The sequence below is a fragment of the Novosphingobium endophyticum genome (assembly GCF_014640675.1).
GTDB classification, from domain to species: domain Bacteria; phylum Pseudomonadota; class Alphaproteobacteria; order Sphingomonadales; family Sphingomonadaceae; genus Novosphingobium; species Novosphingobium endophyticum.
In genome coordinates this window covers 156240-178415 of sequence record NZ_BMHK01000002.1, presented here as the reverse complement: position 1 = coordinate 178415, position 22176 = coordinate 156240, and the positions used below count along the sequence as shown (strand labels likewise).

General features: G+C 65.3%; 24 protein-coding genes and 2 pseudogenes. 12 read left to right on the top strand and 14 right to left on the bottom strand.

Annotated features, from left to right (window positions below; translation table 11 throughout):
* Positions 1-102: 102 nt before the first annotated feature.
* Positions 103-1133: pseudogene (locus IEX32_RS02340) on the bottom strand (IS110 family RNA-guided transposase).
* Positions 1134-1381: 248 nt separating this feature from the next.
* On the opposite strand from IEX32_RS02340, the gene IEX32_RS02335 reads away from it, so the two are divergent.
* Positions 1382-1690 (top strand): putative quinol monooxygenase, encoded by a 309-nt coding sequence (locus IEX32_RS02335; RefSeq protein WP_188767970.1) that lies wholly within the window; start codon positions 1382-1384, stop codon positions 1688-1690.
* A 210-nt stretch (positions 1691-1900) separates the two neighbouring features.
* Positions 1901-2731: a hypothetical protein gene (locus IEX32_RS02330; protein WP_188767968.1), complete on the top strand. Its 831-nt coding sequence runs from the start codon at positions 1901-1903 to the stop codon at positions 2729-2731.
* Positions 2732-2755: 24 nt separating this feature from the next.
* Here the strand turns inward: IEX32_RS02330 and IEX32_RS02325 are convergent, their stop codons facing one another.
* Positions 2756-3463: a uracil-DNA glycosylase gene (locus IEX32_RS02325; RefSeq protein WP_188767966.1), complete on the bottom strand. Its 708-nt coding sequence runs from the start codon at positions 3461-3463 to the stop codon at positions 2756-2758.
* Positions 3464-3557: 94 nt separating this feature from the next.
* Between IEX32_RS02325 and IEX32_RS02320 the strand changes: the two genes are divergently transcribed.
* The 3 genes from IEX32_RS02320 to IEX32_RS02310 are packed head-to-tail and all read left to right on the top strand — an operon-like array spanning position 3558 to position 5359.
* Positions 3558-4181, top strand: coding sequence for a ribonuclease D (locus tag IEX32_RS02320; protein ID WP_188767964.1), 624 nt, complete (start codon positions 3558-3560; stop codon positions 4179-4181).
* Between the two features lie 6 nt (positions 4182-4187).
* Positions 4188-4835: an LPS export ABC transporter periplasmic protein LptC gene (locus tag IEX32_RS02315; RefSeq protein WP_188767963.1), complete on the top strand. Its 648-nt coding sequence runs from the start codon at positions 4188-4190 to the stop codon at positions 4833-4835.
* The gene (locus IEX32_RS02310) at positions 4832-5359 is read left to right on the top strand and encodes an LptA/OstA family protein (RefSeq protein ID WP_188767960.1); all 528 of its coding nucleotides are present in this window, start codon (positions 4832-4834) and stop codon (positions 5357-5359) included. The genes IEX32_RS02315 and IEX32_RS02310 overlap by 4 nt, the downstream gene beginning before the upstream one ends.
* Before the next feature lie 16 nt (positions 5360-5375).
* On the opposite strand, the gene IEX32_RS02305 is transcribed toward IEX32_RS02310, so the two are convergent.
* From IEX32_RS02305 to IEX32_RS02285, 5 genes are all read right to left on the bottom strand, one after another.
* Positions 5376-6776: a sugar transferase gene (locus IEX32_RS02305; RefSeq protein ID WP_188767958.1), complete on the bottom strand. Its 1401-nt coding sequence runs from the start codon at positions 6774-6776 to the stop codon at positions 5376-5378.
* A gap of 137 nt (positions 6777-6913) precedes the next feature.
* Complete coding sequence (holA, locus tag IEX32_RS02300; protein WP_188767956.1) at positions 6914-7969, bottom strand: DNA polymerase III subunit delta; 1056 nt, start codon at positions 7967-7969, stop codon at positions 6914-6916.
* Complete coding sequence (gene lptE / locus IEX32_RS02295; RefSeq protein ID WP_188768197.1) at positions 7966-8439, bottom strand: LPS assembly lipoprotein LptE; 474 nt, start codon at positions 8437-8439, stop codon at positions 7966-7968. Before lptE ends, holA begins: the two co-directional genes overlap by 4 nt.
* A 155-nt stretch (positions 8440-8594) precedes the next feature.
* Positions 8595-11162, bottom strand: coding sequence for a leucine--tRNA ligase (gene leuS, locus IEX32_RS02290; RefSeq protein WP_188767954.1), 2568 nt, complete (start codon positions 11160-11162; stop codon positions 8595-8597).
* Between the two features lie 115 nt (positions 11163-11277).
* Positions 11278-11742: a DUF3576 domain-containing protein gene (locus tag IEX32_RS02285; protein WP_188767946.1), complete on the bottom strand. Its 465-nt coding sequence runs from the start codon at positions 11740-11742 to the stop codon at positions 11278-11280.
* A gap of 272 nt (positions 11743-12014) precedes the next feature.
* Between IEX32_RS02285 and IEX32_RS02280 the strand changes: the two genes are divergently transcribed.
* The 3 genes from IEX32_RS02280 (at position 12015) to IEX32_RS02270 (ending at position 14406) form a co-directional block, all read left to right on the top strand.
* Positions 12015-12770: a hypothetical protein gene (locus IEX32_RS02280; RefSeq protein WP_188767945.1), complete on the top strand. Its 756-nt coding sequence runs from the start codon at positions 12015-12017 to the stop codon at positions 12768-12770.
* Positions 12771-12909: 139 nt separating this feature from the next.
* A complete protein-coding gene (phbB, locus tag IEX32_RS02275; RefSeq protein ID WP_188767942.1) occupies positions 12910-13632 on the top strand; it encodes an acetoacetyl-CoA reductase in 723 nt (240 codons plus the stop codon).
* Between the two features lie 171 nt (positions 13633-13803).
* Entirely contained in the window at positions 13804-14406 is a 603-nt protein-coding gene (locus tag IEX32_RS02270; protein ID WP_188767940.1) for a sulfotransferase family protein, read from the top strand.
* A 133-nt stretch (positions 14407-14539) separates the two neighbouring features.
* Here the strand turns inward: IEX32_RS02270 and IEX32_RS02265 are convergent, their stop codons facing one another.
* Positions 14540-15307 carry a helix-turn-helix domain-containing protein gene (locus IEX32_RS02265; protein WP_188767929.1) on the bottom strand — a complete coding sequence of 256 codons (768 nt, stop codon included), beginning with the start codon at positions 15305-15307 and terminating at the stop codon, positions 14540-14542.
* A 115-nt stretch (positions 15308-15422) separates the two neighbouring features.
* Here IEX32_RS02265 and IEX32_RS02260 point away from each other — a divergent pair, with 115 nt between their 5' ends.
* Positions 15423-15647, top strand: coding sequence for a ribbon-helix-helix domain-containing protein (locus IEX32_RS02260; protein WP_188767927.1), 225 nt, complete (start codon positions 15423-15425; stop codon positions 15645-15647).
* A complete protein-coding gene (locus tag IEX32_RS02255; RefSeq protein WP_188767925.1) occupies positions 15644-16060 on the top strand; it encodes a GNAT family acetyltransferase in 417 nt (138 codons plus the stop codon). The genes IEX32_RS02260 and IEX32_RS02255 overlap by 4 nt, the downstream gene beginning before the upstream one ends.
* A 57-nt stretch (positions 16061-16117) precedes the next feature.
* On the opposite strand, the gene IEX32_RS02250 is transcribed toward IEX32_RS02255, so the two are convergent.
* Together IEX32_RS02250 and murA are read right to left on the bottom strand one after the other, a co-directional pair.
* A complete protein-coding gene (locus tag IEX32_RS02250; protein WP_188767923.1) occupies positions 16118-16342 on the bottom strand; it encodes a hypothetical protein in 225 nt (74 codons plus the stop codon).
* Positions 16343-16416: 74 nt separating this feature from the next.
* Positions 16417-17700, bottom strand: coding sequence for a UDP-N-acetylglucosamine 1-carboxyvinyltransferase (murA, locus tag IEX32_RS02245; RefSeq protein WP_188767921.1), 1284 nt, complete (start codon positions 17698-17700; stop codon positions 16417-16419).
* 158 nt (positions 17701-17858) lie between these two features.
* On the opposite strand from murA, the gene galU reads away from it, so the two are divergent.
* Positions 17859-18740, top strand: a complete 882-nt coding sequence (gene galU / locus IEX32_RS02240; protein WP_188767910.1) for a UTP--glucose-1-phosphate uridylyltransferase GalU — start codon at positions 17859-17861, stop codon at positions 18738-18740.
* Positions 18741-18883: 143 nt separating this feature from the next.
* Here the strand turns inward: galU and IEX32_RS02235 are convergent, their stop codons facing one another.
* Both IEX32_RS02235 and IEX32_RS21035 read right to left on the bottom strand, forming a co-directional pair.
* Complete coding sequence (locus tag IEX32_RS02235; RefSeq protein ID WP_373285407.1) at positions 18884-19498, bottom strand: lytic transglycosylase domain-containing protein; 615 nt, start codon at positions 19496-19498, stop codon at positions 18884-18886.
* A 158-nt stretch (positions 19499-19656) separates the two neighbouring features.
* Positions 19657-19722, bottom strand: a pseudogene (locus IEX32_RS21035) (hypothetical protein); the annotation flags it as partial.
* Between the two features lie 785 nt (positions 19723-20507).
* Here IEX32_RS21035 and IEX32_RS02225 point away from each other — a divergent pair.
* On the top strand, positions 20508-20780 hold the full coding sequence (locus IEX32_RS02225) for a hypothetical protein (RefSeq protein WP_188767908.1): 273 nt from the start codon (positions 20508-20510) through the stop codon (positions 20778-20780).
* Between the two features lie 179 nt (positions 20781-20959).
* Here the strand turns inward: IEX32_RS02225 and IEX32_RS20895 are convergent, their stop codons facing one another.
* Together IEX32_RS20895 and IEX32_RS02220 are read right to left on the bottom strand one after the other, a co-directional pair.
* Positions 20960-21088, bottom strand: coding sequence for a hypothetical protein (locus tag IEX32_RS20895; RefSeq protein ID WP_268236700.1), 129 nt, complete (start codon positions 21086-21088; stop codon positions 20960-20962).
* Positions 21089-21192: 104 nt separating this feature from the next.
* Positions 21193-22176, bottom strand: coding sequence for an agmatine deiminase family protein (locus IEX32_RS02220; RefSeq protein ID WP_229735806.1), 984 nt, complete (start codon positions 22174-22176; stop codon positions 21193-21195).

Genomic DNA, 22176 nt, shown 5'->3' with positions numbered 1-22176 from the left:
TCATTCACCGGGTTTCCAAACGTCGTTCGACTCTCAGGCCATCTTTACGATCCTTCCTGCAAACCTCATGAGCCACGCGCGCATTGTGCGTGGCCGATCTGACTATGCCGCGACGAGGCGGCCGCGCTCGAACGCTACGTCTTTACGCAAGACCGCCCAGGCAATCCTCGCCAGCTTGTTGGCCAGGGCGACCACGATCGCGTTCCGATGAACACCTCGCTCGATCATCGCTTTGAGCCAGCGGCCCAATGGCGTGTCGCTTTGGGATAGCGAGGGTAAGGCGGCTCTCGCACCGTGGACGAGAAGCGTACGCAGGTAAGTGTTGCCGCGCTTCGAGATTCCAAGCAACCGAGGCTTGCCCCCGTAGTGTGCTGACGGGGAACCAGCCCGAGCCAGGCGCCGAGGTCACGCGCTTTGCCAAAGCTGCTTCCATCACCCACAGCTGCCACCAGCGCCGTCGCATTGAGCACGCCCACGCCCGGTATGGTCGTCAGCCGGCGCATGGCTGCATCGGTGCGCGCCATTTCAACGAATTCAGCGTTCAGTGCCTCGATCTTCGTATCGAGCTCGCTCCATTCCGCGCGAAGTTGTGTGATCAGCTCGACTATACGAGCAGACAGCGTGTCATCGCCGTCTGCGAGCAAACCATCGACCCCTTGCTCGAGCTTGCGACGCCCGGCCGGAAAGTCCGTTCCGCGCTCCGACAGAATGGCGCGAAGCTGATTGATGAGACCAGTGCGTTCAGCAACCAGGCGTGATCGCATGCGGTGCAGCGTCTGGATGTCCAGCTGCGCCTGGCTCTTGAGCTCGACAAATCGCATCGTTGGTCTGGAGGCCGCCTCGGCGATCCCTTCCGCATCACGATCGTCATTCTTCTGAGCTTTCACGTAAGGCCGAACGTACTCAGGAGACATCAGTCGGACCTCGTGCCCTTTTGCAGCAAAAAGCCGGCCGAGATGATGGGCGCCGCAGCAAGCTTCCATCGCCACCACGCACGCGGGAAGCGTCGCCACGTATTCAATGAGCGTCTTGCGCCGCATTGATCGGCGAACAACAACAGCGCCTTGCGCGTCAACGCCCACGATGCTGCAAGAATTCTTGCCGAGATCAATTCCCAGGATCAAAATAGACATCGGACCGCTCCTTTCCTTTTCGAACACCAGCATCATACCCGATGCCGGGGGAAAAGGGGCGGGCCATCCCATAAGGGGCGCGCGGCAAGACGCGCCCTTTTTTTGCTAAAGCCCCCCGTCATCCCGGATCAAGTCCGGGATGACGTGTTTGCATGTGTGTATCCGCCGCCCCGACGATCAACCCCCTCCCGCGCTTGACCGCTCGCCTCGCGCGGACAAGTCTCCCTTCCAAAGCGGGAGATGATCGAATGCTGCTGGAAATCGCGGAAATCGAGGTGGCGCCGGGAAGCGAAGACAAATTCGCGCAGGCCATGCGCGAGACGGGCGTTCCCCAACTCGCCCTGTGCGAAGGCGTGGTCTCGGTCCGCTTCGGGCGGGGCGTGGAAAACCCGCGCAAGTTCACGTTCAACGTCGTGTGGACTTCGATGGAAGCCCATGTCGCCGCCCGCGATCTGGAGAGCTTCGGCAGGTTCCGCGCCGCGATGGGCGACCTGGCGGTGGGCGGCGCCATGAGCCACTACGTGATGGATGAGGCGGTGCAGGGGGCCTCGGCGTAGCGAGCGTTCTCGTCACGATTTTCCGGCTATCTTTCGCTTCGCACGCCTTGTCGAATCACGCAAATCTGTGGCATAAGTACCACGTTGCATTAGCACGTTAGCAAAACGTAAAAGCCCTGCGCGCAGAGCGCAGGCGTACTTTGGGTGGCGACCCAAATCCGCGTTGCCAGAGCGATCAAGCCGTCATCCCTTTCCCGATGGAGGATGACTGTGACTCGCTCATATATCGCTCGTGTGATCGCCCCGGCGGTCGCATCCCTTGGTCTTGTGGCACAACCGGCGTTGGCCGCCGCACCCGCCTGCTGGAACGCGGACGAAATCTCCGCCGCCCGGCTGCACGCTTTCCAGACGACGCTTCTGGTGGGCGCGATGCGATGTCGGGACGCGCCGGACACGCTCAACAGCTACAATGCCTTCGTTCAGGCCCGCAAGGCATCGCTGGAAGCCTCGCGCACGGTCCTGCAGGCGCACTTCATTCGGGCGCTGGGACCGGAAAACGGTATGCCCGCCTTCGCGGCCTACGAGACGGAGGTCGGAAACCGTGCCTCCATCATCGATCACGACACGCTGCGATGCGAAGCGGTCGCCACATACTCGCGTCTTGCGTCGTCGGCTTCGGAGAACGACCTCTACACGCTTGCCCGCATCAGCGACAACGCCGTGGCCTCTGAGCTGTGTCAGCCCCAGCGGACCGCGGCATTGCCCGCCGGCCCCGCGCCGCAGGCTGCACTGCAGGAGACCACAGCCGCGCCGGCGGCCGAAGCGGATCAGACCTTGACCGCGACCCCGCCGCCCGAAGCCTTGCCGGAAACGACTCTCGCGCAGGCCCCATCCGAAGCGGTCCAGCCGCCGACGACGCAACTTGCTCTCGCGAAGCAGGAGGCCAGCCCGCAGACGATTGCGCGGGATTCGTCCGCCGGGGCGCAGAGCGCTGCCAACGAGGTTGCAAAGGTCGATCCGGCGACCGCGCTGGAAGACGCGGCACGCGCGCTTGCGGCCGCGGCCAGTTCACTGCGGGGTGCCTCCTCGGCTAACCAGTAAAGCCGCGACTTCGGGGTACCGGTTCTACCAGTCGACCGTGCCGCGCCCATGCGCTTCCAGAAACGCGTTCGCCTGGCTGAAATGCCTGCAGCCGAAGAACCCCGCATGCGCCGACAGCGGGCTGGGGTGCGGTGCCGTCAGCACGAGGTGATGGCTCGATGCGAGACCCGGCACGCGCATCGCCTTCTTCTTCGCGTGGTTGCCCCACAGGAGGAAGACGCAAGGCTCCGGCCTGGCGGCGACGGCGGCGACGGCGGCGTCGGTGATCGCATCCCAGCCCTTGTTCTGGTGCGATCCGGCCTGCCCTTCCTGCACGGTCAGCGAATTGTTGAGCAGCAGCACGCCCTGGCGCGCCCAATGATCCAGATTGCCGCTTGCGGGAGGGCTCACGCCGCAATCCGTCGCCAGTTCCTTGTAGATGTTGACCAGCGAGGGCGGCATGCGCACGCCGTCCTGCACGGAAAACGCAAGGCCGTGCGCCTGCCCTGCCCCGTGGTAGGGGTCCTGCCCGAGAATGACGACCCTGACCTCGTCCAGCGGCGTCAGTTCGAAGGCGCGCAGGCGGTGCCCGCGCGGCGGGTAGATGCGCTTGCCGGCGGCCTCCTCGGTCTTCAGCCATCCTCCGAGCCGGCGCGCCTCGCGCGTGGCGAGCACTGGCGCCAGCGCCTCGCGCCAGGAAGGCGGAATCGCCTCCGCGCTTCCGGCAGGATTCGTCTCCGCTGTTGCATCCATGCGTCCGTCCCTTTCGAAAGCGCGCCGCTGGCGCGCCTGGCGCGCACGGCGCCCATTGCGAAACTCCGACCCAGTCCCTAAGCACTTTCGGACCATGGCTGTCCATCTCCACGAAGAAGATCTCCCCGAAGGCGCCCTTGCGCCGGGCCCCGTCGCCGTCGACACCGAAACGATGGGCCTGATCACGCCGCGCGACCGGCTCTGTCTGGTCCAGATTTCGGACGGGCAGGGCGACGAGCATCTCGTGCGCTTCGGCCCCGGAAGCGAGTTCAACGCGCCCAACCTCAAGGCGGTGCTGGCCGACCCTGCGCGGCTGAAGCTCTACCATTTCGCCCGCTTCGACCTCGCCGCGATCGAGCATTATCTGGGCACCTGTGCCGCGCCGGTATTCTGCACCAAGATCGCGAGCAAACTGGTGCGGACCTACACCGACCGTCACGGTCTCAAGGACCTCGTGCGCGAGCTGCTCGGCAAGGAAGTCTCCAAGCAGCAGCAGTCGAGCGACTGGGGCGCGGCCGAGCTGAGCGATGCGCAGAAGGAATACGCCGCGAGCGACGTGCGCTATCTGCACGCGATGCACGAAATCCTCGTCGAGCGCCTCGCGCGCGAGAACCGGACGGAGCTCGCGCAGGCCTGCTTCGACTTCCTCCCCGCACGCGCCCGCCTCGACCTCGCCGGTTGGCCGGAGCACGACATCTTCAGTCACGAAGCCGCGTGACGCGCGATGTCGGTGGAAGCCATCCAGATCCGCAACAGGCGCCGGCACTTCGCCGCGCCCGGCGGTTCGCATGACCGGCTGATCGGGTTCCTCGCCAAGGCCCTGCCGGCCGCGATCGGCGTGGTCGCGGCGGTGATGATTGTCATCCCGCTCTCGCCGCGCGGCGAAGTCAGCTTCCTGCTGGACCGCAACGAGGTGGCCGTGACCCAGCAACGCCTCCGGGTGGCCAATGCCTCCTATCGCGGACTCGACAACCAGGGACGCGCGTTCACCGTCACCGCCGGCACCGCCGTGCAGGAGTCGGCGAGCGTGCCGGTGGTGCAGATGCTGGACCTGATGGCGCAGCTCAGCCTCAACGACGGTCCGGCGAAGATCGACGCCCCGCGCGGGGCCTACGACTACAATACCGAAACGCTCGAGGTGGGCGGGCCGGTCAACTTCGCCGCGCCCGACGGCTACCGGATGGTGACGAACGGCGTTTCGATCGACATCAAGGACAAGACCGCGGTCGGCACCGGCGGTGTCCGGGGCGCAGTGCCCACGGGCACGTTCAGCGCCCGGTCGATGCGGGTCGATCTTGACGGACGCACCGTCACGCTCGAAGGCAACGCCCGGCTGCGCATGACGCCCGGCAAGCTGAGGATTCCCCAATGACGCCTAGCAGCCCGCGCCCCAGGTTCTTCCGCAAGACGGTCCGCGCCGGGATCGTCGCGCCCCTGTTCGCCGTGGTTGCCCTTGCCGCTTCGCAGCACCTCGGCGCGCAGGTCTTTCCGGGGCACGACACCAATGCCCCAGTGGACTACGCGGCGGACAGGATCGAACTGCAGGACAGGCAGAACCGCGTCGTACTGGGCGGCAATGTCGACATCAGGCAGGGCGAGCTGCGGCTGCGGGCGGCGCGCACCGTGGTCAACTTCACCGACACCGGGCAGCTCAAGCTGCAACGGATCACCGCCAGCGGCGGCGTCGTCGTGACTCGCGGCAACGAAGTGGCGACGGGCGAAACGGCGGTCTACGACTTCAACCAGCGCATCATTACGATGGTCGGCAACGCCTCGCTCAAGCGCGGCAGTGACACGCTGCGCGGCGGGCGCTTCGTGATCGACCTCGAAAGCGGGGTCTCGGCCGCTTCGGGCGGGCGCGTCTCTGGCACGTTCAGCGTCCCCAACGGGGATTGAACGCAGCCCGCGTGCGTCAAAAGGCGCGGTGGTGGACGAGGACGCGCAGCGTCAGGAGCAGGATCTGGATATCGCGCCCGATGGTCCAGCCCTCCAGATATTCGAGATCCGACTGAAGCCGATTGACCAGATCCCGTTCGTGATCGGTGGCGCCGCGATAGCCGCGCACTTGCGCAAGGCCGCTGAGGCCGGGCTTGAGGCCGTGACGCTGCCAATAGCGGGGGTCCACTTCCCAGAACAGCTTGTCGCCCGCGAGCGAACCGGTGGCGTGCGGGCGCGGGCCAACCAGGCTCATATCGCCCAGCAGGACGTTGAAGAACTGCGGCAACTCGTCGAGGCTCGTGGAACGGATGAACCGGCCGATGCGGGTGACGCGCTGGTCGTCCCTTGAGGCCGAGACGTTGCCTTCCGCGTCGCACAGCCCCGCGCTCATGCTGCGAAACTTGTACATGTTGAAGAAGCGGTTGCCGCGCCCCATGCGGCGCTGCACGAAGAGGACCGGGCCGCCGTCCTCCAGTTTTATCGCCAGGGTTATGAAAAGGTACAGCGGCAACAGGGCAACGACGGCGGCACTCGCGAGGACCACATCGAAAACCCGCTTCATCGCCCGGTCACGCAGGCCGAGAGGGCCGGAGGAAACGAGCAGCAAGCCATAGTGTCCCACGGTTCGCGCCCCGTGCGCGCCCAGCCGCATCACCTGATCGTCCAGCACTTCGCCATCGACGTTGGCGCCCTTGAGCATCATTGCCCATTCCATCCGCCGGTCCGCCGGACAGCTTACGATCACCCGGTCGATGTTCCGCAGCGCAAGGCCGATACGATCGAGCGCGTTCGGATCGTAGAGGTCCGGCCGCAAGCCGAGGGCGGCGGCCGAAACGCGAATGGCGCCGGGAATGTGCATGTGCGGGCCGCCATCGTCGATGATCAGTTCGTTTATGACGCTGGGGCCGCACCACCAGTTCACGAACAGGCGCAGCCGCAGGCGCAGCGCCACCATCAGGATCACAGCCAGAATGACCCCGCCCCCGAACATCAGGCGCGACAGATCCATGCCGGGCATCGTCAGAAACTGAACCAGGAGGACCACCCCGACGGCAACGCCGATCGCCGCCAGCGCGCGAAAGATACCGGCCCATTCCTCGCGCAACGCGCAGATGGAATAGGCACCGTTGTAGAGCGCGAGCGTGAGGAAGAACGGAAGCACAAGCATCCCGTAGAAGGCCGAATAGGTAAGCCCGTTCAAGGCCGCGTAGAAATATCCCGAGAAGGCAAAACCGCCCAGAATCGAAAGCGTATCGCCGGCCATGAGCGCCAGATAGCACTGCAGGCGGCGACGCTCGAGCGAAGGCGCGATCAGCAGTTCATCCGTGGTAGGCGGCTCGTTCAGGGCCCGTTGCGCTGCAAGCGGCGCATCCATGAATCTGCACTCCCGTTACCGGACTAAACGCTGCACGTCCCCACGCGTGATGCGGGGCACAACATGGCCGCGCCATGCTGCGCTGCAATAGGCGTGTTGCTTATGGACCTTTACGCAGAGCGGGAAAGCAGTTTCCGTTAAGCTGTTCTGTTTGTCCGTTGTTTGGCATCGGAACATGCGGTTCTGGCGATTTCCAGTAGCCCTTCGGCGAGCAGCAGTTCCGCCTCCCGGCTATTGGCCAGCAGGGACTGATGCAGCGCAACCAGTCTGCCCGCCAGCCGCTCGAGCCGCATTCCACGCCAGATGCGAAGCTGCTCGCCCAGCGCCGGCTGATCCTTCCAGAAGATCCGGCGCGCGCCGGCCTCGGCCTTGAGCAGGCCAGCGATGTCGCCGCCGCGCCCGAGCCGGGCGTTGAGCGCCGCGAGTTGCGCGGTGCGCCGCTCGAAGGCCAGCAGCAGGCCGACGGGGTTGAGCCCGAGATCGCGCATCCGCTTGAGCTCGGGCGCGATCGCCGCGCGCCTTCCGCCCAGAACCGCGTCGACCAGCGGCGCGAAGCCATCATCCTCGGTCTGCGCGCCGATGGCGTCGAGGTCCGCCGCCGAGACCGGGCGGGGCGTTTCGGGCGAGGCGTCGAGATAGAGCGCCAGCTTGTCGACTTCCGATCGGGCGATGCGGCTGTCGAGGCCGGAGGCGCGCGCGATGCGCTCGGCGAGGTCGCCGCCCATCTTGAGCCCGGCGCTGTTGGCCATCGTCCGCACCGCGCTCGTCACCGCGCTGAGGTCCGGGGGGTAGAACATCGCCACCAGGCCGTCGCCGCGATTGATGATGAGCTTGGCCGTGCGCGACTTGTCGGTGGCGCCCGTCGCCACGATCACCACCGGGCAGGTTTCGACCTCGCTTTCGATGAGGTTGCGGACCGCGTCATGCGCCTCGTCGCCCTGCGCGCGCACCCAGATGTGCCGCGAACCGCCGAAGAGCGAGGTCGAGCGGGCCTCGTCGCCCAGCCTCACCGGATCCTTGCGCAGCTCCGCGCCCGGCAATTCGATGCGTTCGCCCGGGTCGGGCAGCAGCGACACGATTCGCGTCGCGGCGTCCTGCGCGCCCGATTCGTCGGGACCGCAGAAGAAGAAGACGCGGGCCTCGCGCGCCGCGCGCGTGGCGAGACCGGCGAAGTCCTTTTGCGTCGCCTTCACTGGCTCGTGTCGCCGCGCAGGCGCAGCGCGACATTGGTGACGATCCGGCTCGCGACGTCCTTCGCGAGATTCTCGAGCGCGGCCTGCTCGGCGGCGATCGTCGCGTAGTCGGACGAGACCACGTCGATGCCCGCATCGGAGCCCGCCGTGGCATCGAGCACGACCTCGTCATTCGACATGTCGACGAGCTGATAGCGCGCGCGCAACGTCCGGCGCTCGCGCCCGACCGTATCGTCCGACAGCAGCGCGAAGCCTTCCAGCTGGTCGTCCAGCCGCACGTCGAGGCGGTAGCGCGGCGCTGTTCCTCCGGCGCCGAGCTGGTCGACCAGGGCATTGCGGACCAGCCAGCCCGCGCGCCCCTCGATCGCGGCGACCTGGATATCCGCGAGGCCCCGCGCCACTTCACCGCTGCCGCCGCCGGCGTACATCGGCTGGAGGCCGCAGCCGGAAAGCACCGGGGCCGCGAGCATCAGGGCCGCCAGCAATACAATCCTTCTCCGCCCCCTGTTTCCGTCATGCTGAACTTGATTCAGCATCCATTTCTTGCCGCAGGCCGTCGGTCCCAGCGGCGCGATGGACCCTGAATCAAGTTCAGGGTGACGAAGAGGGGGGAGGCGACGGAGCATCACGCCACTATGTTAACGAGCCGGTCCGGGACAACAATGACCTTCTTCGGCGTCGCACCCGAAAGGATAGCCTGAACCTTGGCGTTGGCCACGGCAACCGCTTCAAGGCTGCCCTTGTCCAGACCTTTGGCAACGACCTCGGTGTCGCGCAGCTTGCCGTTCACCTGGATGGCGATGGTCACCTCGTCCTCGACCAGCAGCGAGGGATCGACTTCGGGCCACATGGCATTGGCGACCAGCCCTTCACCGAACGTGGCATAGGCCTCTTCCGCAAGGTGCGGCATCATCGGCGATACAAGCAGCAGCAGCTTGCGGATCGCTTCCGAGCGGCTGGCGGAAGGCGCGGCCTTCTCGATCACCCCGGCCAGTTCGTAGATGCGCGCTACGGCCTTGTTGAAGCCGAGCGATTCGATGTCCTCGGCCACCGCCGCGACGGTCTGGTGCGCCTTGCGGTCGACCGCCTTGTCCTCGCCCTCAGCCGAAGCATCGAACTGGCCGAACAGGCGCCACAGGCGCTGGACGAAGCGGGCGCAGCCTTCGATGCCCGCCTCCGACCACGGCAGGTCGCGCTCGGGCGGACTGTCGGAGAGCATGAACCAGCGGATCGCGTCGGCGCCGTAAGTCGCGACGATCTCGTCGGGGTCGACGACGTTCTTCTTCGACTTCGACATCTTGATGACGCGGCCGACCTTCACGGGACGCCCCGTCGCCTTTTCAAAGACCTGCTCGCCTCGGCGTTCTATCTCGTTCGGCGAGAGATACTGAGTGATAGATTCATGCGCGGCTTCGTCTGTCCAGCCGAAGACGCGCTTCTCCTCCTCAGTCGGTGGACGATTAATTGTGTAAGTTTCATGCGTGACCATGCCCTGCGTGAACAGGCTGCCGAAGGGCTCCTTCACCTCGATCTTGCCGATGCGGGCGAGCGCGCGGGTCCAGAAGCGGGCGTAGAGCAAGTGCAGGATCGCGTGCTCGATGCCGCCGATGTACTGCTCCACCGGCAGCCATTTGGCGATCTGCGCCGGATCGAACGGCTTGTCGTCAGGCTGGCTGGCGAAGCGCAGGAAGTACCACGAGCTATCGACGAAGGTATCAAGCGTGTCGGTCTCGCGCCGGGCGGGCTTGCCGCACTGCGGGCAGTCGGCATGCTTCCACGTGGGGTGGCGCGCCAGCGGGTTGCCGGGGACCGAGAAATCGACATCCTCGGGCAGCGTGACCGGCAGGCTCTTCTTGGGCACCGGAACGACGCCGCAGACCTCGCAGTGGATGAACGGGATCGGCGTGCCCCAGTAGCGCTGGCGGCTGACGCCCCAGTCGCGCAGGCGCCAGACGGTTTTGCCCTCGCCCCAGCCTTCGGCTTCGGCGCGGGCGATGACGGCGGCCTTGCCCTCGGCCACGGGCATGCCGTCGATGAAACCGGAATTGACGCAGATGCCGTCGCCGGCCTCCGCCTCGCCGTCGAACGGCTTGCCGGCCTCGTCGGCGCTTGCGGCGATCACGCGCGAAATCGGCAGACCGTACTTGGTGGCGAACTCGAAGTCGCGCTGGTCGTGGCCGGGCACGGCCATGATCGCGCCGGTGCCGTAGTCCATCAGCACGAAATTGGCGATGAAGACGGGCAGGTATTCGCCCGTGATCGGGTGCTTCGCGCCGATGCCGGTATCGAAGCCCAGCTTTTCCGCCGTCTCCAGCTCGGCCGCGGTCGTGCCGCCCTGCTTGCACAGGTCGATGAACTTGGCCGCGTCGCAATTGGTCATCGCGACGGACTGCGCCACCGGGTGATCGGCCGCGACAGCGACGAAGCTGGCGCCGAAGATCGTATCCGGCCGGGTGGTGTAGACTTCGAGCTGCTCACCGTTCGACAAGTCGAATCGGAACTGCATACCCTGGCTTTTGCCGATCCAGTTCTCCTGCATGGTCCGGACTTTCTCCGGCCACTTGTCGAGCGAGCCGAGGCCCTCCAGCAGTTCGTCGGCGAAGTCGGTGATCTTGAGGAACCACTGGGAGAGCTTGCGCCGCTCCACCAGCGCGCCCGAGCGCCAGCCGCGCCCGTCGATCACCTGCTCGTTGGCAAGCACAGTCTGGTCGACCGGGTCCCAGTTGACCGCCGATTCCTTGCGGTAGACCAGGCCATGTTCGTACAGGTCGAGGAACAGCGCCTGCTCGTGCCCGTAATATTCCGGCTCGCAAGTCGCGATCTCGCGGCTCCAGTCGAGCGCGAAGCCGAGGCGCTTGAGCTGCGCCTTCATGTTGGCGATGTTCTCGCGCGTCCAGCCGCCGGGATGGACGCCTTTTCCCATCGCCGCGTTCTCGGCGGGCATGCCGAAGGCGTCCCAGCCCATCGGGTGGAGCACTTCGTGGCCCCTCATGCGCTTGTAGCGCGCCAGCACGTCGCCCATCGTGTAATTGCGCACGTGGCCGATGTGGATGCGCCCCGAGGGATAGGGGAACATCTCAAGGACGTAGCTGCGCGGCTTGGGGGAATTGTCGTCCGCCCTGAAGCACTGCGCCTCGTCCCATGCCGCCTGCCAGCGGATATCCGCCCGAGCCGGATCGAACCGGTCACTCATGTCTGTCCAGTCTCCTGCGGGGCCGCTCGCCCGCCTGCGGAAAAATTACTTCAAGGCCTGTTCGGCATCGACTCGTGCCCTGACACCGGGCCGGTGCCGCGTCTCAAACGGGATCTCAGCCACCGATGGAGCCGCGGCGCAGGTCGCGCGCGCGGGTGAGGATGATGTCTTCGAGCTTCTGCACCGTGGCGGCCTCTACCGGTGCCGACGCCCAGCCGCCGTTCGCGGCGACTTCGCGCACGGCACTGACGCGCAGCGCGTCCGCGCGCAGATCCCGGTCGAGGATCATGACCGTGACCTTCATCCGTTCACCGGGGTTCTTCGGGTTAGTGTACCAGTCGGTGACGATTACCCCGCCGGCACTGTCCGACTGCAACAGCGGCATGAAGGACAGCGCATCGAGGCTGGCGCGCCACAGATAGCTGTTCACGCCGATCGTGGTCACCTGCGAAGGCGCCATCACGCCGGCCGTTTCCTTCTTGCCGCCACAGCCCGCCAGAGCGAGCGCCGCCACGGCGCAGAGACCCGCGCGCGTCATGTTGCGGGCGGTGAAGAGGCCGGTATCGGTGCTGCCTGTCATTGTCGTTCCCAATTCCTGAATACTGGTGGCGAAGACCGCTGATACGAAACCCGCCGTCAATCGCCTCTATAGCTGTCAGCACACCTGCGGCAAGAGCGCCGGTATGGTTGTCTCGCCTGAGCCGGAACCGGTTAAACGCTTCCTGAACCGGGCCGGCGGCATTCCCGCTCCCGTTGGCGATCAGTCTGTGTTAAGTATTGCCGGTATAGGCACAGGCCCGGCGCGGGGGCGACGACCGCGCGGGCCAGAGGGATACCTGACGAGAGATTGCGATGAGTTCCGGCGCAAGCGGATCGAAGAGCGGCATCAAGACCGGCATCCTGCTGGCCGGATGCGTGTGCGTGCTCGCCCTGCCGAGCGCAGTTCTCGCCTTCAGCGCCAGTTTCAAGGTCGATGAACAGTCGGCCGCGACGCTCGATTCGCTCGACCCGGAAGCGTCGGCCGAAAATCTTTCCCGCGCGGTCGCCATGCGTTCGCTGGCGCAGGCGCGGGCGTTTCCCTTCACGCCGGCAGGTACCGCGAATCGCAGCGAGCGGTCGGTGACAGTCGCGGTCCGGGTGGACCCGGAAGCGGCCCAGTCGATCATCGTGCGCCACAGCTCCAAGTTGGCGCAGGCCACGAACGAGCCCGGAAGTCTGCGGATGGCGCCAACCGGCTTCAATCTGGGCGTCTCGCGCGGCTATCAGAACTTCGCGCAGAATCTCGTTCAGGCGCCGGCCGGCCGCAATCCCGCGGAAGCCCCGGACCTCGAGAAGTTCAGCCTTTCGCCCGGCGCGGGCGTGAACCATGACGATTCGCGTTTCACGCCGCGCATCTCGATCGACGAGAAACGCGCCGCCGGACGAGCCCCGCGCACGTTCGCGGGCGATTCGGGCGAAGTCGACCTGGGCGGCGCCTATCGCGTGACAGAGAATCTCGATGTCACCGCCGGCGTGCGCTATTCGCAGGATCGCGAGCGCCTGCTGCCCCTGACCGATGGCAAGCAGGACGGTCAGGCGGTCTACGTCGGCACGCAGTTCCGTTTCTGAAATCCTCATGCGCCGTTGCGGATTCGGCAACCGCTCTATATCAAATTGCCCATGATTAAGGGTTTTGGCGACCTTGCCCTGCCTCCCCGTATTTCATAGCACCGGGTTGGTGGAAGCCTAACTCTACGAAAGGCATCATATGACGCGCGTTGCAATCGTTACCGGCGGAACCAGAGGTATCGGAGAGGCCATTTCGCTGGCCCTGAAGGACCGCGGTCATACTGTCGTTGCCAACTACGCAGGCAATGAGGAGAAGGCCAGGGCCTTCACCGAGAAGACCGGCATCCCCGCCTACAGATGGGATGTCGGCGACCACGAGGCCTGCCTCGATGGCTGCGCCCGGGTGGCCGAGGAGGTTGGCCCGGTCGACATCGTCATCAACAACGCGGGCATCACACGCGACGGCGTGCTCCACAAGATGACCTTCGACGACTGGAACGAGGTGATGCGCATCAATCTCGGCGGTTGCTTCAACATGGCCAAGGCGTGCTTCCCCGGAATGCGCGAGCGGGGCTGGGGCCGCATCGTCAATATCGGCTCGATCAACGGCCAGGCCGGACAGTACGGACAAGTCAACTATGCCGCCGCCAAGTCCGGCATCCACGGCTTCACCAAGGCGCTGGCGCAGGAAGGCGCCAAGTACGGCGTGACGGCGAACGCGATCGCGCCGGGCTACATTGACACCGAGATGGTGGCCGCCGTTCCCCCGCCGGTGCTCGAAAAGATCGTCGCCAAGATCCCGGTCGGCCGCCTCGGCCATGCCTACGAGATCGCGCGCGGCTGCGCCTTCCTCTGCTCCGAGAATGCCGCGTTCGTGACCGGCTCGACGCTGAGCATCAACGGCGGCCAGCACATGTACTGATGGTCCGCGTCCGGCAGACGGGCGGTCCTCCGGCCGCTGCCTGCTGGACGGCCTGTCCCCCCGAAAAGCGACGAAGCGCCCAGGAAAATCGCCGTGCTCCGGTTTCCCGAGTAGATTTCGGGGCCGGAAATTGCTGGAAAATCAGATCTCCGGCCGGAAAAGGGATCATTGATGTTCAGAATAGCGCGACGCAGGATTGCAGACATTCGGCTTGAATCCGCGCTGCCCGGCCCCTTTCACCATCACCGGGCGATCTTCATCCACATTCCCAAGACCGCCGGCACCTCGCTTTCGATCGCCCTGTTCGGCCATCAGGTCGGCCACGCGACGATCATGGAGCGTTATCGCCAAGACTACGCGGCCACGCGGGACTATTTCAAGTTCTCGTTCGTGCGCGATCCGCTGGCCCGCGCCGTTTCGGCATTCCAATTCATGCAGGCCGGCGGCATGACGCCGCGCGACGCGGACTATTCGCAAAGGCTCGCGGGCCTGACCTTTCCTGAATTCGCGCGCCGGCTCGGGGAGTTCCAGGACATCGAGCACTTCCGTCCGCAACACAGCTTCATCTGCCACCCCTACCGCCGCGTGCTGGTCGATTATGTCGGCAAGGTCGAAACCATGGCCGAGAGCTTCGCCTACGTCGCGCAGGCGATGGGCTTCAAGGGGCAGTTGCCGCATCTCAACAGCGGGTCGGAAAAACGGCCCGTGGATGACGAGACCCGCAAGGTCGTGCGCGAGTTCTACGACAGGGACTACGTGCTGTTCGGCTATTAGGCTTTGCGATTCCGCGCGCTAGGCTCGCCTCCATGGTCTTCTTCATGATCCCCCCATCAAGCGCTCGGTCGAGATTGCCGGGCACAAGACATCGACCGGCGCCCGTCCGCCCAAGCGAGTGCCCACCTCATCATCAGGAGATCCAGTAACCAACGACCTTCCAGCCCTGATCTTCGCGAGCGAGCGTGACGGTTTCGGTTGCATCGGGTTTGTTGGCGAAACTGGTACGGAATTTGACCACTTCGTATCCGTACGGCGGAGCGGGCACGCTTTCCTGGCTGCTCGCGGTTCGCGAAAGCACCGCGCCGAGCGGCGGTCGAACCTCTTCGGAAACCGATGCCCATGCCTTGCTGGTATTGAGCTTCTTGAAAGAGCGCCCGGTCGCGCTCCAGCTTTCGATCCACCGTCCCTCGTCGACGAGAATCAGCCATTCCTGCGCCGATCGCACGGCCTCCGACTCGACTATCGTGGCGGACGCAACCGCATTATCCGGCGCAGTTTCATGGACCCCGGTTACCGGCGCCGTGATTGAATTCAGCGCGAGCGCTGTGAGCACAAGTGACATGGTGAGAATTCCTCCGATTGCCCAGACGAAGTGATTCCTCGTCCTTCGGCCTTCATTCGGCGCTGCATCCTCTCTCATGCGGATGGTGGGTTCGGCTTCCCCCAATTGCTTGTCCGCAAGAAAATCGGGGCCGCCACCCTCCTTTTCGAGCAACAGTCGCGCCGCCTCGCGGCTGCTGGAAACCGACATCTTGCGCCGCGCATAGCGCAGCCGTTCGTTCACAGTGTGAACCGAAAGCTCCAGATGGCGGGCAATCGATTTCGCATCATGGCCCCGGACAATCAGGCGAAGGGTCTGCTTTTCCTTCTCGGTGAGCGCCTGATAACCCTCTGCCATTTGCTCGTTCGCGTCCGCTCCGTGTCCTCAGGGCAGTCTAGGTGGTCCTCCCTGGGCGAGCCACCCCAAAAAATTGTACCTGCCCGGCGTCGGTGCCTTTACAGAGGGGCAGTCTATGACCTCCTCCTATCATCCCCCGGTAAAGCGCTCGGTCGAGATCGCCGGTCACAAGACATCGATCAGTCTCGAGCCGGTGTTCTGGGACATGCTCAAGGCGCGAGCGGCAAGAGAGGGTGTGCCGATAAACGCACTGGTGGCGCGAATCGACGCGGAGCGGCTTGAAGCCGAGACGCCGCCAGGCCTCGCCGGCGCGATCCGGGTCTGGCTGGTTTCGCAATGAGAATCGTGGCTTATGAAGACAGGCACTTCGCCAGTGTGGATCACTTGTGGCGCGCCTGTTTCCCCGATGACTCGCCGCGCAACCGAGCCGAGGCCGCAATCCCGGCCAAACTCGCGCTTGGTGATGGCCTGCTGCTCGTCGCCGAGGACGACGGCGGCCGTGTAATCGGGACGGCCATGGCAGGATATGACGGCCATCGCGGCTGGCTTTACGCCGTGGCCGTCCACCCGAACCGCAGGCGGAGCGGCATCGGCCGCAGTCTCGTGCAGGAAGCATGCGCGCGGCTTGCGGGGCGGGGCTGCGTCAAGGTCAACCTGCAAGTGCGCGCCGGAAACGCCGCTACTGCCGAGTTCTATCGCAAACTGGGTTTTGCCGAGGAGCCGCGCATTTCGATGGGGCGGGACTTGGCCTGATCGGGGATGCGAAAAGGCGGCCGTGCCAGACGGCCGCCCCTGATCGTTCAGGATAACTCAGTAGGTCGCGGGCGGGTCACTGGCGGGGAAGCTTTCGTCGCTCGCCTCGTCGACCTTGCTCCAGTTCGAAGGCCGGTTCTGCATGGAACCCGTCCCCGCGTCGCGAACCTGCGCGAAGTTCTCGTCGCCGCCTGCGTAGGCGTGGCGATCCTTGTCGCGCGTCGCGTACTTGTAGAGTGCATATCCGGCAGCGCCGGCGGCGGCCAGCTTGATCAGAACCATTGCTCAGTGCTCCTCTCGGGGGTGTTGACACAAAAGCAACGCCCAAAGAGCCGCAGAAGTTGCAGGACCGCAAATCAGTCTCCGCCGACCCGTTCCACCGCCGCGCCGACCAGCGCCAGCTTTTCCTCAAGCCGCTCATAGCCGCGATCGAGGTGATAGAGGCGGTGAACCTGCGTCTCGCCCTCGGCGGCAAGGCCGGCGATGACGAGGCTCATCGAGGCGCGCAGGTCGGTCGCCATGACTTCGGCGCCGGTCAGTTTCCCCACGCCGTGGACGATGGCGGTGCGCCCCTTCGTCTCGATATGCGCGCCCATGCGGTTAAGCTCGGGAACGTGCATGTAGCGGTTCTCGAAGATCGTCTCGGTGAGCACGCTCGATCCTTCGGCAAGCGTCATCAGGGCCATGAGCTGGGCCTGCATGTCGGTGGCAAAACCCGGATAGGGCGCGGTCGAAAGCGTGATCGGCCGGATCGGCCCGTCGGCGGCGACATGGAGGCCGCCGGCCACGGCCTCGACGTGGACTCCCGCATCGCGCAGGGCCTGTACGGTGGCTTCCATCTCCTCGATGCGCGCGCCCTTGAGCGTGACCTCGCCGCCGGTGATCGCCGCCGCGCAGGCATAGGAGCCGGCCTCGATGCGGTCGGGCATGACCATGTAGGTGGCGCCGTGCAGCCTCTCGACGCCGTGGATGGTGAGTTCCGAGGTGCCGATGCCCTCGATCTGCGCGCCCATGGCGGCGAGCAGCCTGCAAAGGTCGACGATCTCCGGCTCGCGCGCGGAATTGTGCAGCGTCGAGGTGCCCCTGGCGAGCACCGCCGCCATGACCGCGTTCTCGGTTGCGCCGACCGAGACCACCGGGAAGGAATAGCGTCCGCCCGGAAGCCCGCCGTCCGGTGCGCTTGCCTTCACGTATCCCGAGGCCAGGTCGATATGCGCGCCCAGCGCCTCCAGCGCTTTGAGATGCAGGTCGATGGGCCGGTTGCCGATGGCGCAGCCGCCCGGCAGCGAGACGGTCGCCTCGCCCATACGCGCCAGCATCGGCCCGAGGACGAGGATCGAGGCGCGCATCTTGCGCACGAGATCGTAGGGCGCGACGGAGCTGGTGATGCGGGTCGCCTGCAGGGTCATGACCCGCCCGAAATCCTCGGGCCGCGACCCGGCGATCATGGTGGAAATGCCGAACTGGTTCATCAGGTGCTGGAACCCGTCGATGTCGGCGAGACGCGGCAGGTTGCGCAGCGTCAGCGGCTCGTCGGTCAGCAGCGCGCAGGGCAACAAGGTGAGTGCTGCATTCTTTGCGCCGGAAACGGGTATAGTGCCTGACAGGCGTTTTCCGCCTTCGATAATGATCTTGTCCATCCCTAGCCATTTAGCGGGATTCGGGCGGGCGGCAAGCACACGCTCGCAACCTTCCGGCCTCGCATGAGTTGGGGCCAAAGCCGACCGGAGCCATGTTGCGCTACCGCGACCAAACGGCTTTAACCGCACTGCAACACGATGAGGGAACGACGCTGTCCATGTCCGAAACGAAATTCCGCAAGCCCGTCCGCAAGGCCGTGTTCCCCGTTGCCGGTCTCGGCACGCGGTTCCTTCCCGCCACCAAGGCGATTCCCAAGGAATTGCTCCCGATCGTCGACCGTCCGCTGATTCAGTACGCCGTCGACGAGGCACGCGAAGCGGGGATCGAGGAATTCGTCTTCGTGACCGGGCGCGGCAAGACCGCGATCGTCGAGCATTTTGACACCGCCTACGAACTCGAAGCGACGATGACCTCGCGCGGCAAGTCGCTCGACGCGCTCGAGGCGACGCGCATCCAGCCCGGCAATCTCGTCGCCGTGCGTCAGCAGGTACCGATGGGGCTGGGCCACGCCGTGTGGTGCGCCCGCGCCGTCGTTGGCGACGAGCCTTTCGCGATCTTCCTGCCCGACGAGCTGATGTACGGCTCGCCCGGCTGCATGGCGCAGATGATCGAGGCCTATAACGAGGTGGGCGGCAATCTGATCTCGGTCCTCGAAGTCCCGCGCGAGGAAGTTTCCAGCTACGGCGTCATCGAACCCGGAGACAGCTGGGGCAATCTCACTGAAGTGAGGGGCCTTGTCGAGAAGCCGAAAGTGGAAGAAGCGCCGTCGAACAAGATCGTCTCGGGCCGCTATATCCTTCAGCCCGAAGTGATGGATCTGCTCGCCAGCCAGGAAAAGGGTGCGGGCGGCGAGATCCAGCTTACCGATTCGATGGCCAGGCTGATCGGGGAGCAGCCGTTCCATGCCGTCACGTTCAAAGGCCGACGTTTCGACTGCGGCTCCAAGATCGGCTTCGTCGAAGCGACGCTGGCGATCGCGCTCGACCGCGAGGACATGGGCGAGCAGGTGCGGGCCATGGCCAGGGCCATGCTGGGTTGAGCCAATTCGTCATCCCGGGCTCGGCCCGGGACCGGTGGCGCTCGTTCGGCGGGACTTCTCGCAGGGTTCGCGCGGCAAGGTTGCTCGTAAACACTGCCAGCGGTCTCGGGTCGAGCCCCGGATGACGTCGCGCGCTTGCCGCCTTACTGGCGGACCGGCTGCGCCAGACGCGCCATGATCGCGGCGACGTAGGCCTGGGTCTCACGGATGCGGGGAATGCCGCCCGCGCGCTGGACCCGCATCGGGCCCGCGTTATAGGCGGCCAGCGCTTTCTCGATGTCGCCGCCGAATGCGTCGAGCTGCATGCGCAGGTACCGCGCGCCACCTTCGAGGTTCGCCATGGGATCGTCGGCGTCAACACCCATCTGCCGCGCCGTGCCGGGCATGAGCTGGGCGAGCCCGCGCGCGCCGGCGGACGAGACGGCGCGTTCATTCCAGCGGCTTTCCTGCCAGACCACCGCTTCGAGAAGTGTCGGGCTGATGTCGTACTTGGCCGCGAGTTCGGCAATGCGCGCACGCCAGCGGGAAGGGCCTGCCGCGTCGAGCGCCTCGGTGACCGACAGCGGATGCGGCGAGGCATCGACGATCGCGGGCGCGCGGTCTTCAGCCGGGTCAGCAACGGCGCCCATATTGGCCGGGCCGCCGGCGATCCAGGAATAGCCCGCATCGCCGATCTGCATGACATCGGCATGGGCGCCGCCGGGCAGAGCCAGCAGGGCGCCCGCCAGAACAGCATGGATGGCCTTACACTTGTGCAACGGTTCCGATTCCCTCGCCGAGGCGGTCCCCATATCGCATTTGCAGCGTGATACTCAAGCTGTCCGCGCCGCTGCCTGCATTCTCGTTCGAGACCGGAAGCCGCACGGATCGCGTGCCAGGACAGCAGCTTGAAGTTCTGCACGTCGGGCGTGTTGCCTCCGTCCTGCGCGACCAAAAGGCCTTCGGGGAAGGTCGGCCCGAAATCGCCGAGCGCGACTTCGATGCCATCGGTATCGCTGGTGCCGTCGATCGCGCCGCCCCTGAGGCGCTGGGTCTGCTATCCGTGCGCGTATCAGTTTGTATCGCGGTTCGCCCTGAAAACGTCGTTCGCGCGTGAGCCGTTCAGTCGCGACGAAGAAAGTAGATCGTGAGACCTGCTGCCACTGTCGCGTATAAGAACGAGATCATCGCACCGAGCGGAAGCAAAACCGCTCCGATCAACTCCATTCCGTTGTCAACACAGGGCCCATTCCCACAGGGCCGGCTTTCGAGGTTGTTCAACATCACGCCCCAGTAATATAGCCACGGAGCAGTGTATCCGACTCCCATCATGATGAACAGGTAGCGGACTTTCAAAGCACGCCAGTGATTATGCACATTCCATGCGAATACGATCGGAAGAACGAGAGCCAATCCCAGCAGCAAGATGCTTATCACGGTATATATGGAGGGCTGGATCACCGGCTGACTCCGCAATGAGGCGTTGCTCAGAAAAGCTGCGATCTCAGGCGGCGTCTACTGCTATCCCGTACGATCGGGGTCCGATTTCTGGCTAATCCCGAAGAAGGAGTACCCGCGGCCTGCGCGCCTTGATCGAGGAACGGACAGGGGGAGCCCTTTGGATACGAGAAGATTTGGAAGATTGAGCCGGATGGCCATCGGGAACATTTGAACCAGCGCGGGTTTTAAGGACGTTAGGCAACGACGGGTTGCCTTTTACCGTTGCGCGCGCTGGCAGGAGAGCCGGCGAAGAAGCCTCCTTAACGGTAAAACCAAAGGGGAAGAGTGATGCGAAAGATTCTGATGACACCCCTCGCTGTCAGTCTGTTCGCGTTGGCAGCTTGCCAGAGCGAACAAGCGGACCAGGTCGAGGATACGGCTGAAGCGCAAGCCGAGCGGATTGACGAAATGGCCGACCAGGCACCGACGGAGCTCCAGGAAGAGCGCCTGGAAGAGAAGGCCGATGTCGTTGAGGAGCAGGGGGAAGAGGCCGCAAACAAGATGGATGACGACGGCGAAATAGCTCCGAGCGAATCCAAAATCGGCGATACGCAGCCGTAAGCGGTCAGAAGTCAGCGACCGATCAGGCGGATCATAAACGGCATCACCAGGTCGGCCGCTGGCTCACTCGCCAAAGACGGTGGCATGTGCACCGGTGTGTCGGCCGAAAAGGCGGACATAATCACGGGGGGGGGGGCGATAGCCCGGCGCCTTCGAGCCTCCCTGACCTCACAAGAAAATCAGAACGGCAGCGGCGCCCTCGCGAGGATCAGCGCGAGCGCGCAGCCGCACACCACGGCGGCGCGCAGCCAGTCCGCGTGTGTACGGGCGGCCCGGTTCGCGGCGGGGGCGTTCTGGACGAGAGTCATGACGCGTGCCATGCTCCCGAATTTGCGCCCTGACCCCTTGCCAAATCGTTAAGACCGCCCCCATCCCGTTCAGGATGAGCGGCTTGCGGTCGTCTGGCGATTGCTCAGGTTCGCGAAGGCATCTGCTGGCTGGCGCAGTGGAACGAGCCGCCGCCCGCGAGCACTGCGTCGGCGAGGATGCCGACGGTGTCGCGGTCGGGGAAGAGTTCGGCGATGGCCGCAATCCCGTCATCGTCATGCGGTGTACCATAGATCGGCACGACGACGAGCTTCGAGGTTACCGCGAAGTTCATGTAACTGGCCGGCTCGATTCGCCCGTCCGTCTCGACCCGCCCCGGCGAGGGCACTTCGCGCACCGCCACGTCCATGGCGACAGCGCGGGCCCTGGCGAAGGCGTAGATGTCGGCATTGGGATCGTCCCGCCCGGTCGCGCGCGGCACCGCCAGCACGTTCGGAGCGACGAAGCGGGCAAGGTTGTCGACGTGGCCGTCGGTGTGGTCGTTGATCAGCCCCTCGCCCAGCCACAGTACGCGGTCATAGCCGAGGTCGCGGCGCAGCCGGGCCTCGATGTCCTCGCGCGTCAGCGAGGGGTTGCGGTTGGGGTTGAGCAGGCACTGTTCGGTCGTGGCGACAAGGCCGGTGCCGTCGCCGTCGAGCGCCCCGCCTTCGAGGATCCAGTCGGCCGTCTCAACGGGCAATCCGGCATCGCGCGCCAGTTCCTCGCCGATTTCCTGGTCGCCGTCCATCAGGTACTTGCCGCCCCAGCCGTTGAAGCCGAAGCGCATGGCCCTGCGGTTTCCCGCATCGTCCAAGAGCACCAGCGGCCCGGTATCGCGCAGCCAGACGTCGCCGTAGCGCCGGATCTCCAGCTTCACGCGCGACGAGCACAGCGCCTCGGCGCGGCGGGCATTGGCCTCGTCGCGCACGATCAGGCGGACATCCTGCCCCGAATCGGCGACCGCGCTGGCGAAGCGGGCGATCTGCTCCTGCGCGCGGCCGAGGAAGCCCGGCCATTCGACCGAGTCATGCGGAAAGCCGATCCAGAGCCAGTCCTGCGCCTGCCACTCGGGCGGCAGGCGGAAGGTCAA

Excerpts from the sequence above, each read along its gene's own strand:
- galU (WP_188767910.1), top strand. The coding sequence starts at position 17,859 with ATGTCCGAAACGAAATTCCGCAAGCCCGTCCGCAAGGCCGTGTTCCCC.
- IEX32_RS02260 (WP_188767927.1), top strand. The coding sequence starts at position 15,423 with ATGACCTCCTCCTATCATCCCCCGGTAAAGCGCTCGGTCGAGATCGCC.
- IEX32_RS02310 (WP_188767960.1), top strand. The coding sequence starts at position 4,832 with ATGACGCCTAGCAGCCCGCGCCCCAGGTTCTTCCGCAAGACGGTCCGC.
- leuS (WP_188767954.1), bottom strand. The coding sequence starts at position 11,162 with ATGAGTGACCGGTTCGATCCGGCTCGGGCGGATATCCGCTGGCAGGCG.
- IEX32_RS02285 (WP_188767946.1), bottom strand. The coding sequence starts at position 11,742 with ATGACAGGCAGCACCGATACCGGCCTCTTCACCGCCCGCAACATGACG.
- IEX32_RS02305 (WP_188767958.1), bottom strand. The coding sequence starts at position 6,776 with ATGGATGCGCCGCTTGCAGCGCAACGGGCCCTGAACGAGCCGCCTACC.
- IEX32_RS02320 (WP_188767964.1), top strand. The coding sequence starts at position 3,558 with ATGGCTGTCCATCTCCACGAAGAAGATCTCCCCGAAGGCGCCCTTGCG.
- IEX32_RS02255 (WP_188767925.1), top strand. The coding sequence starts at position 15,644 with ATGAGAATCGTGGCTTATGAAGACAGGCACTTCGCCAGTGTGGATCAC.
- IEX32_RS02335 (WP_188767970.1), top strand. The coding sequence starts at position 1,382 with ATGCTGCTGGAAATCGCGGAAATCGAGGTGGCGCCGGGAAGCGAAGAC.
- IEX32_RS02250 (WP_188767923.1), bottom strand. The coding sequence starts at position 16,342 with ATGGTTCTGATCAAGCTGGCCGCCGCCGGCGCTGCCGGATATGCACTC.
- IEX32_RS20895 (WP_268236700.1), bottom strand. The coding sequence starts at position 21,088 with ATGACTCTCGTCCAGAACGCCCCCGCCGCGAACCGGGCCGCCCGTACA.
- IEX32_RS02265 (WP_188767929.1), bottom strand. The coding sequence starts at position 15,307 with ATGGCAGAGGGTTATCAGGCGCTCACCGAGAAGGAAAAGCAGACCCTT.
- IEX32_RS02280 (WP_188767945.1), top strand. The coding sequence starts at position 12,015 with ATGAGTTCCGGCGCAAGCGGATCGAAGAGCGGCATCAAGACCGGCATC.
- lptE (WP_188768197.1), bottom strand. The coding sequence starts at position 8,439 with ATGCTCGCGGCCCCGGTGCTTTCCGGCTGCGGCCTCCAGCCGATGTAC.
- IEX32_RS02315 (WP_188767963.1), top strand. The coding sequence starts at position 4,188 with ATGTCGGTGGAAGCCATCCAGATCCGCAACAGGCGCCGGCACTTCGCC.
- IEX32_RS02325 (WP_188767966.1), bottom strand. The coding sequence starts at position 3,463 with ATGGATGCAACAGCGGAGACGAATCCTGCCGGAAGCGCGGAGGCGATT.
- phbB (WP_188767942.1), top strand. The coding sequence starts at position 12,910 with ATGACGCGCGTTGCAATCGTTACCGGCGGAACCAGAGGTATCGGAGAG.
- IEX32_RS02225 (WP_188767908.1), top strand. The coding sequence starts at position 20,508 with ATGCGAAAGATTCTGATGACACCCCTCGCTGTCAGTCTGTTCGCGTTG.
- murA (WP_188767921.1), bottom strand. The coding sequence starts at position 17,700 with ATGGACAAGATCATTATCGAAGGCGGAAAACGCCTGTCAGGCACTATA.
- IEX32_RS02270 (WP_188767940.1), top strand. The coding sequence starts at position 13,804 with ATGTTCAGAATAGCGCGACGCAGGATTGCAGACATTCGGCTTGAATCC.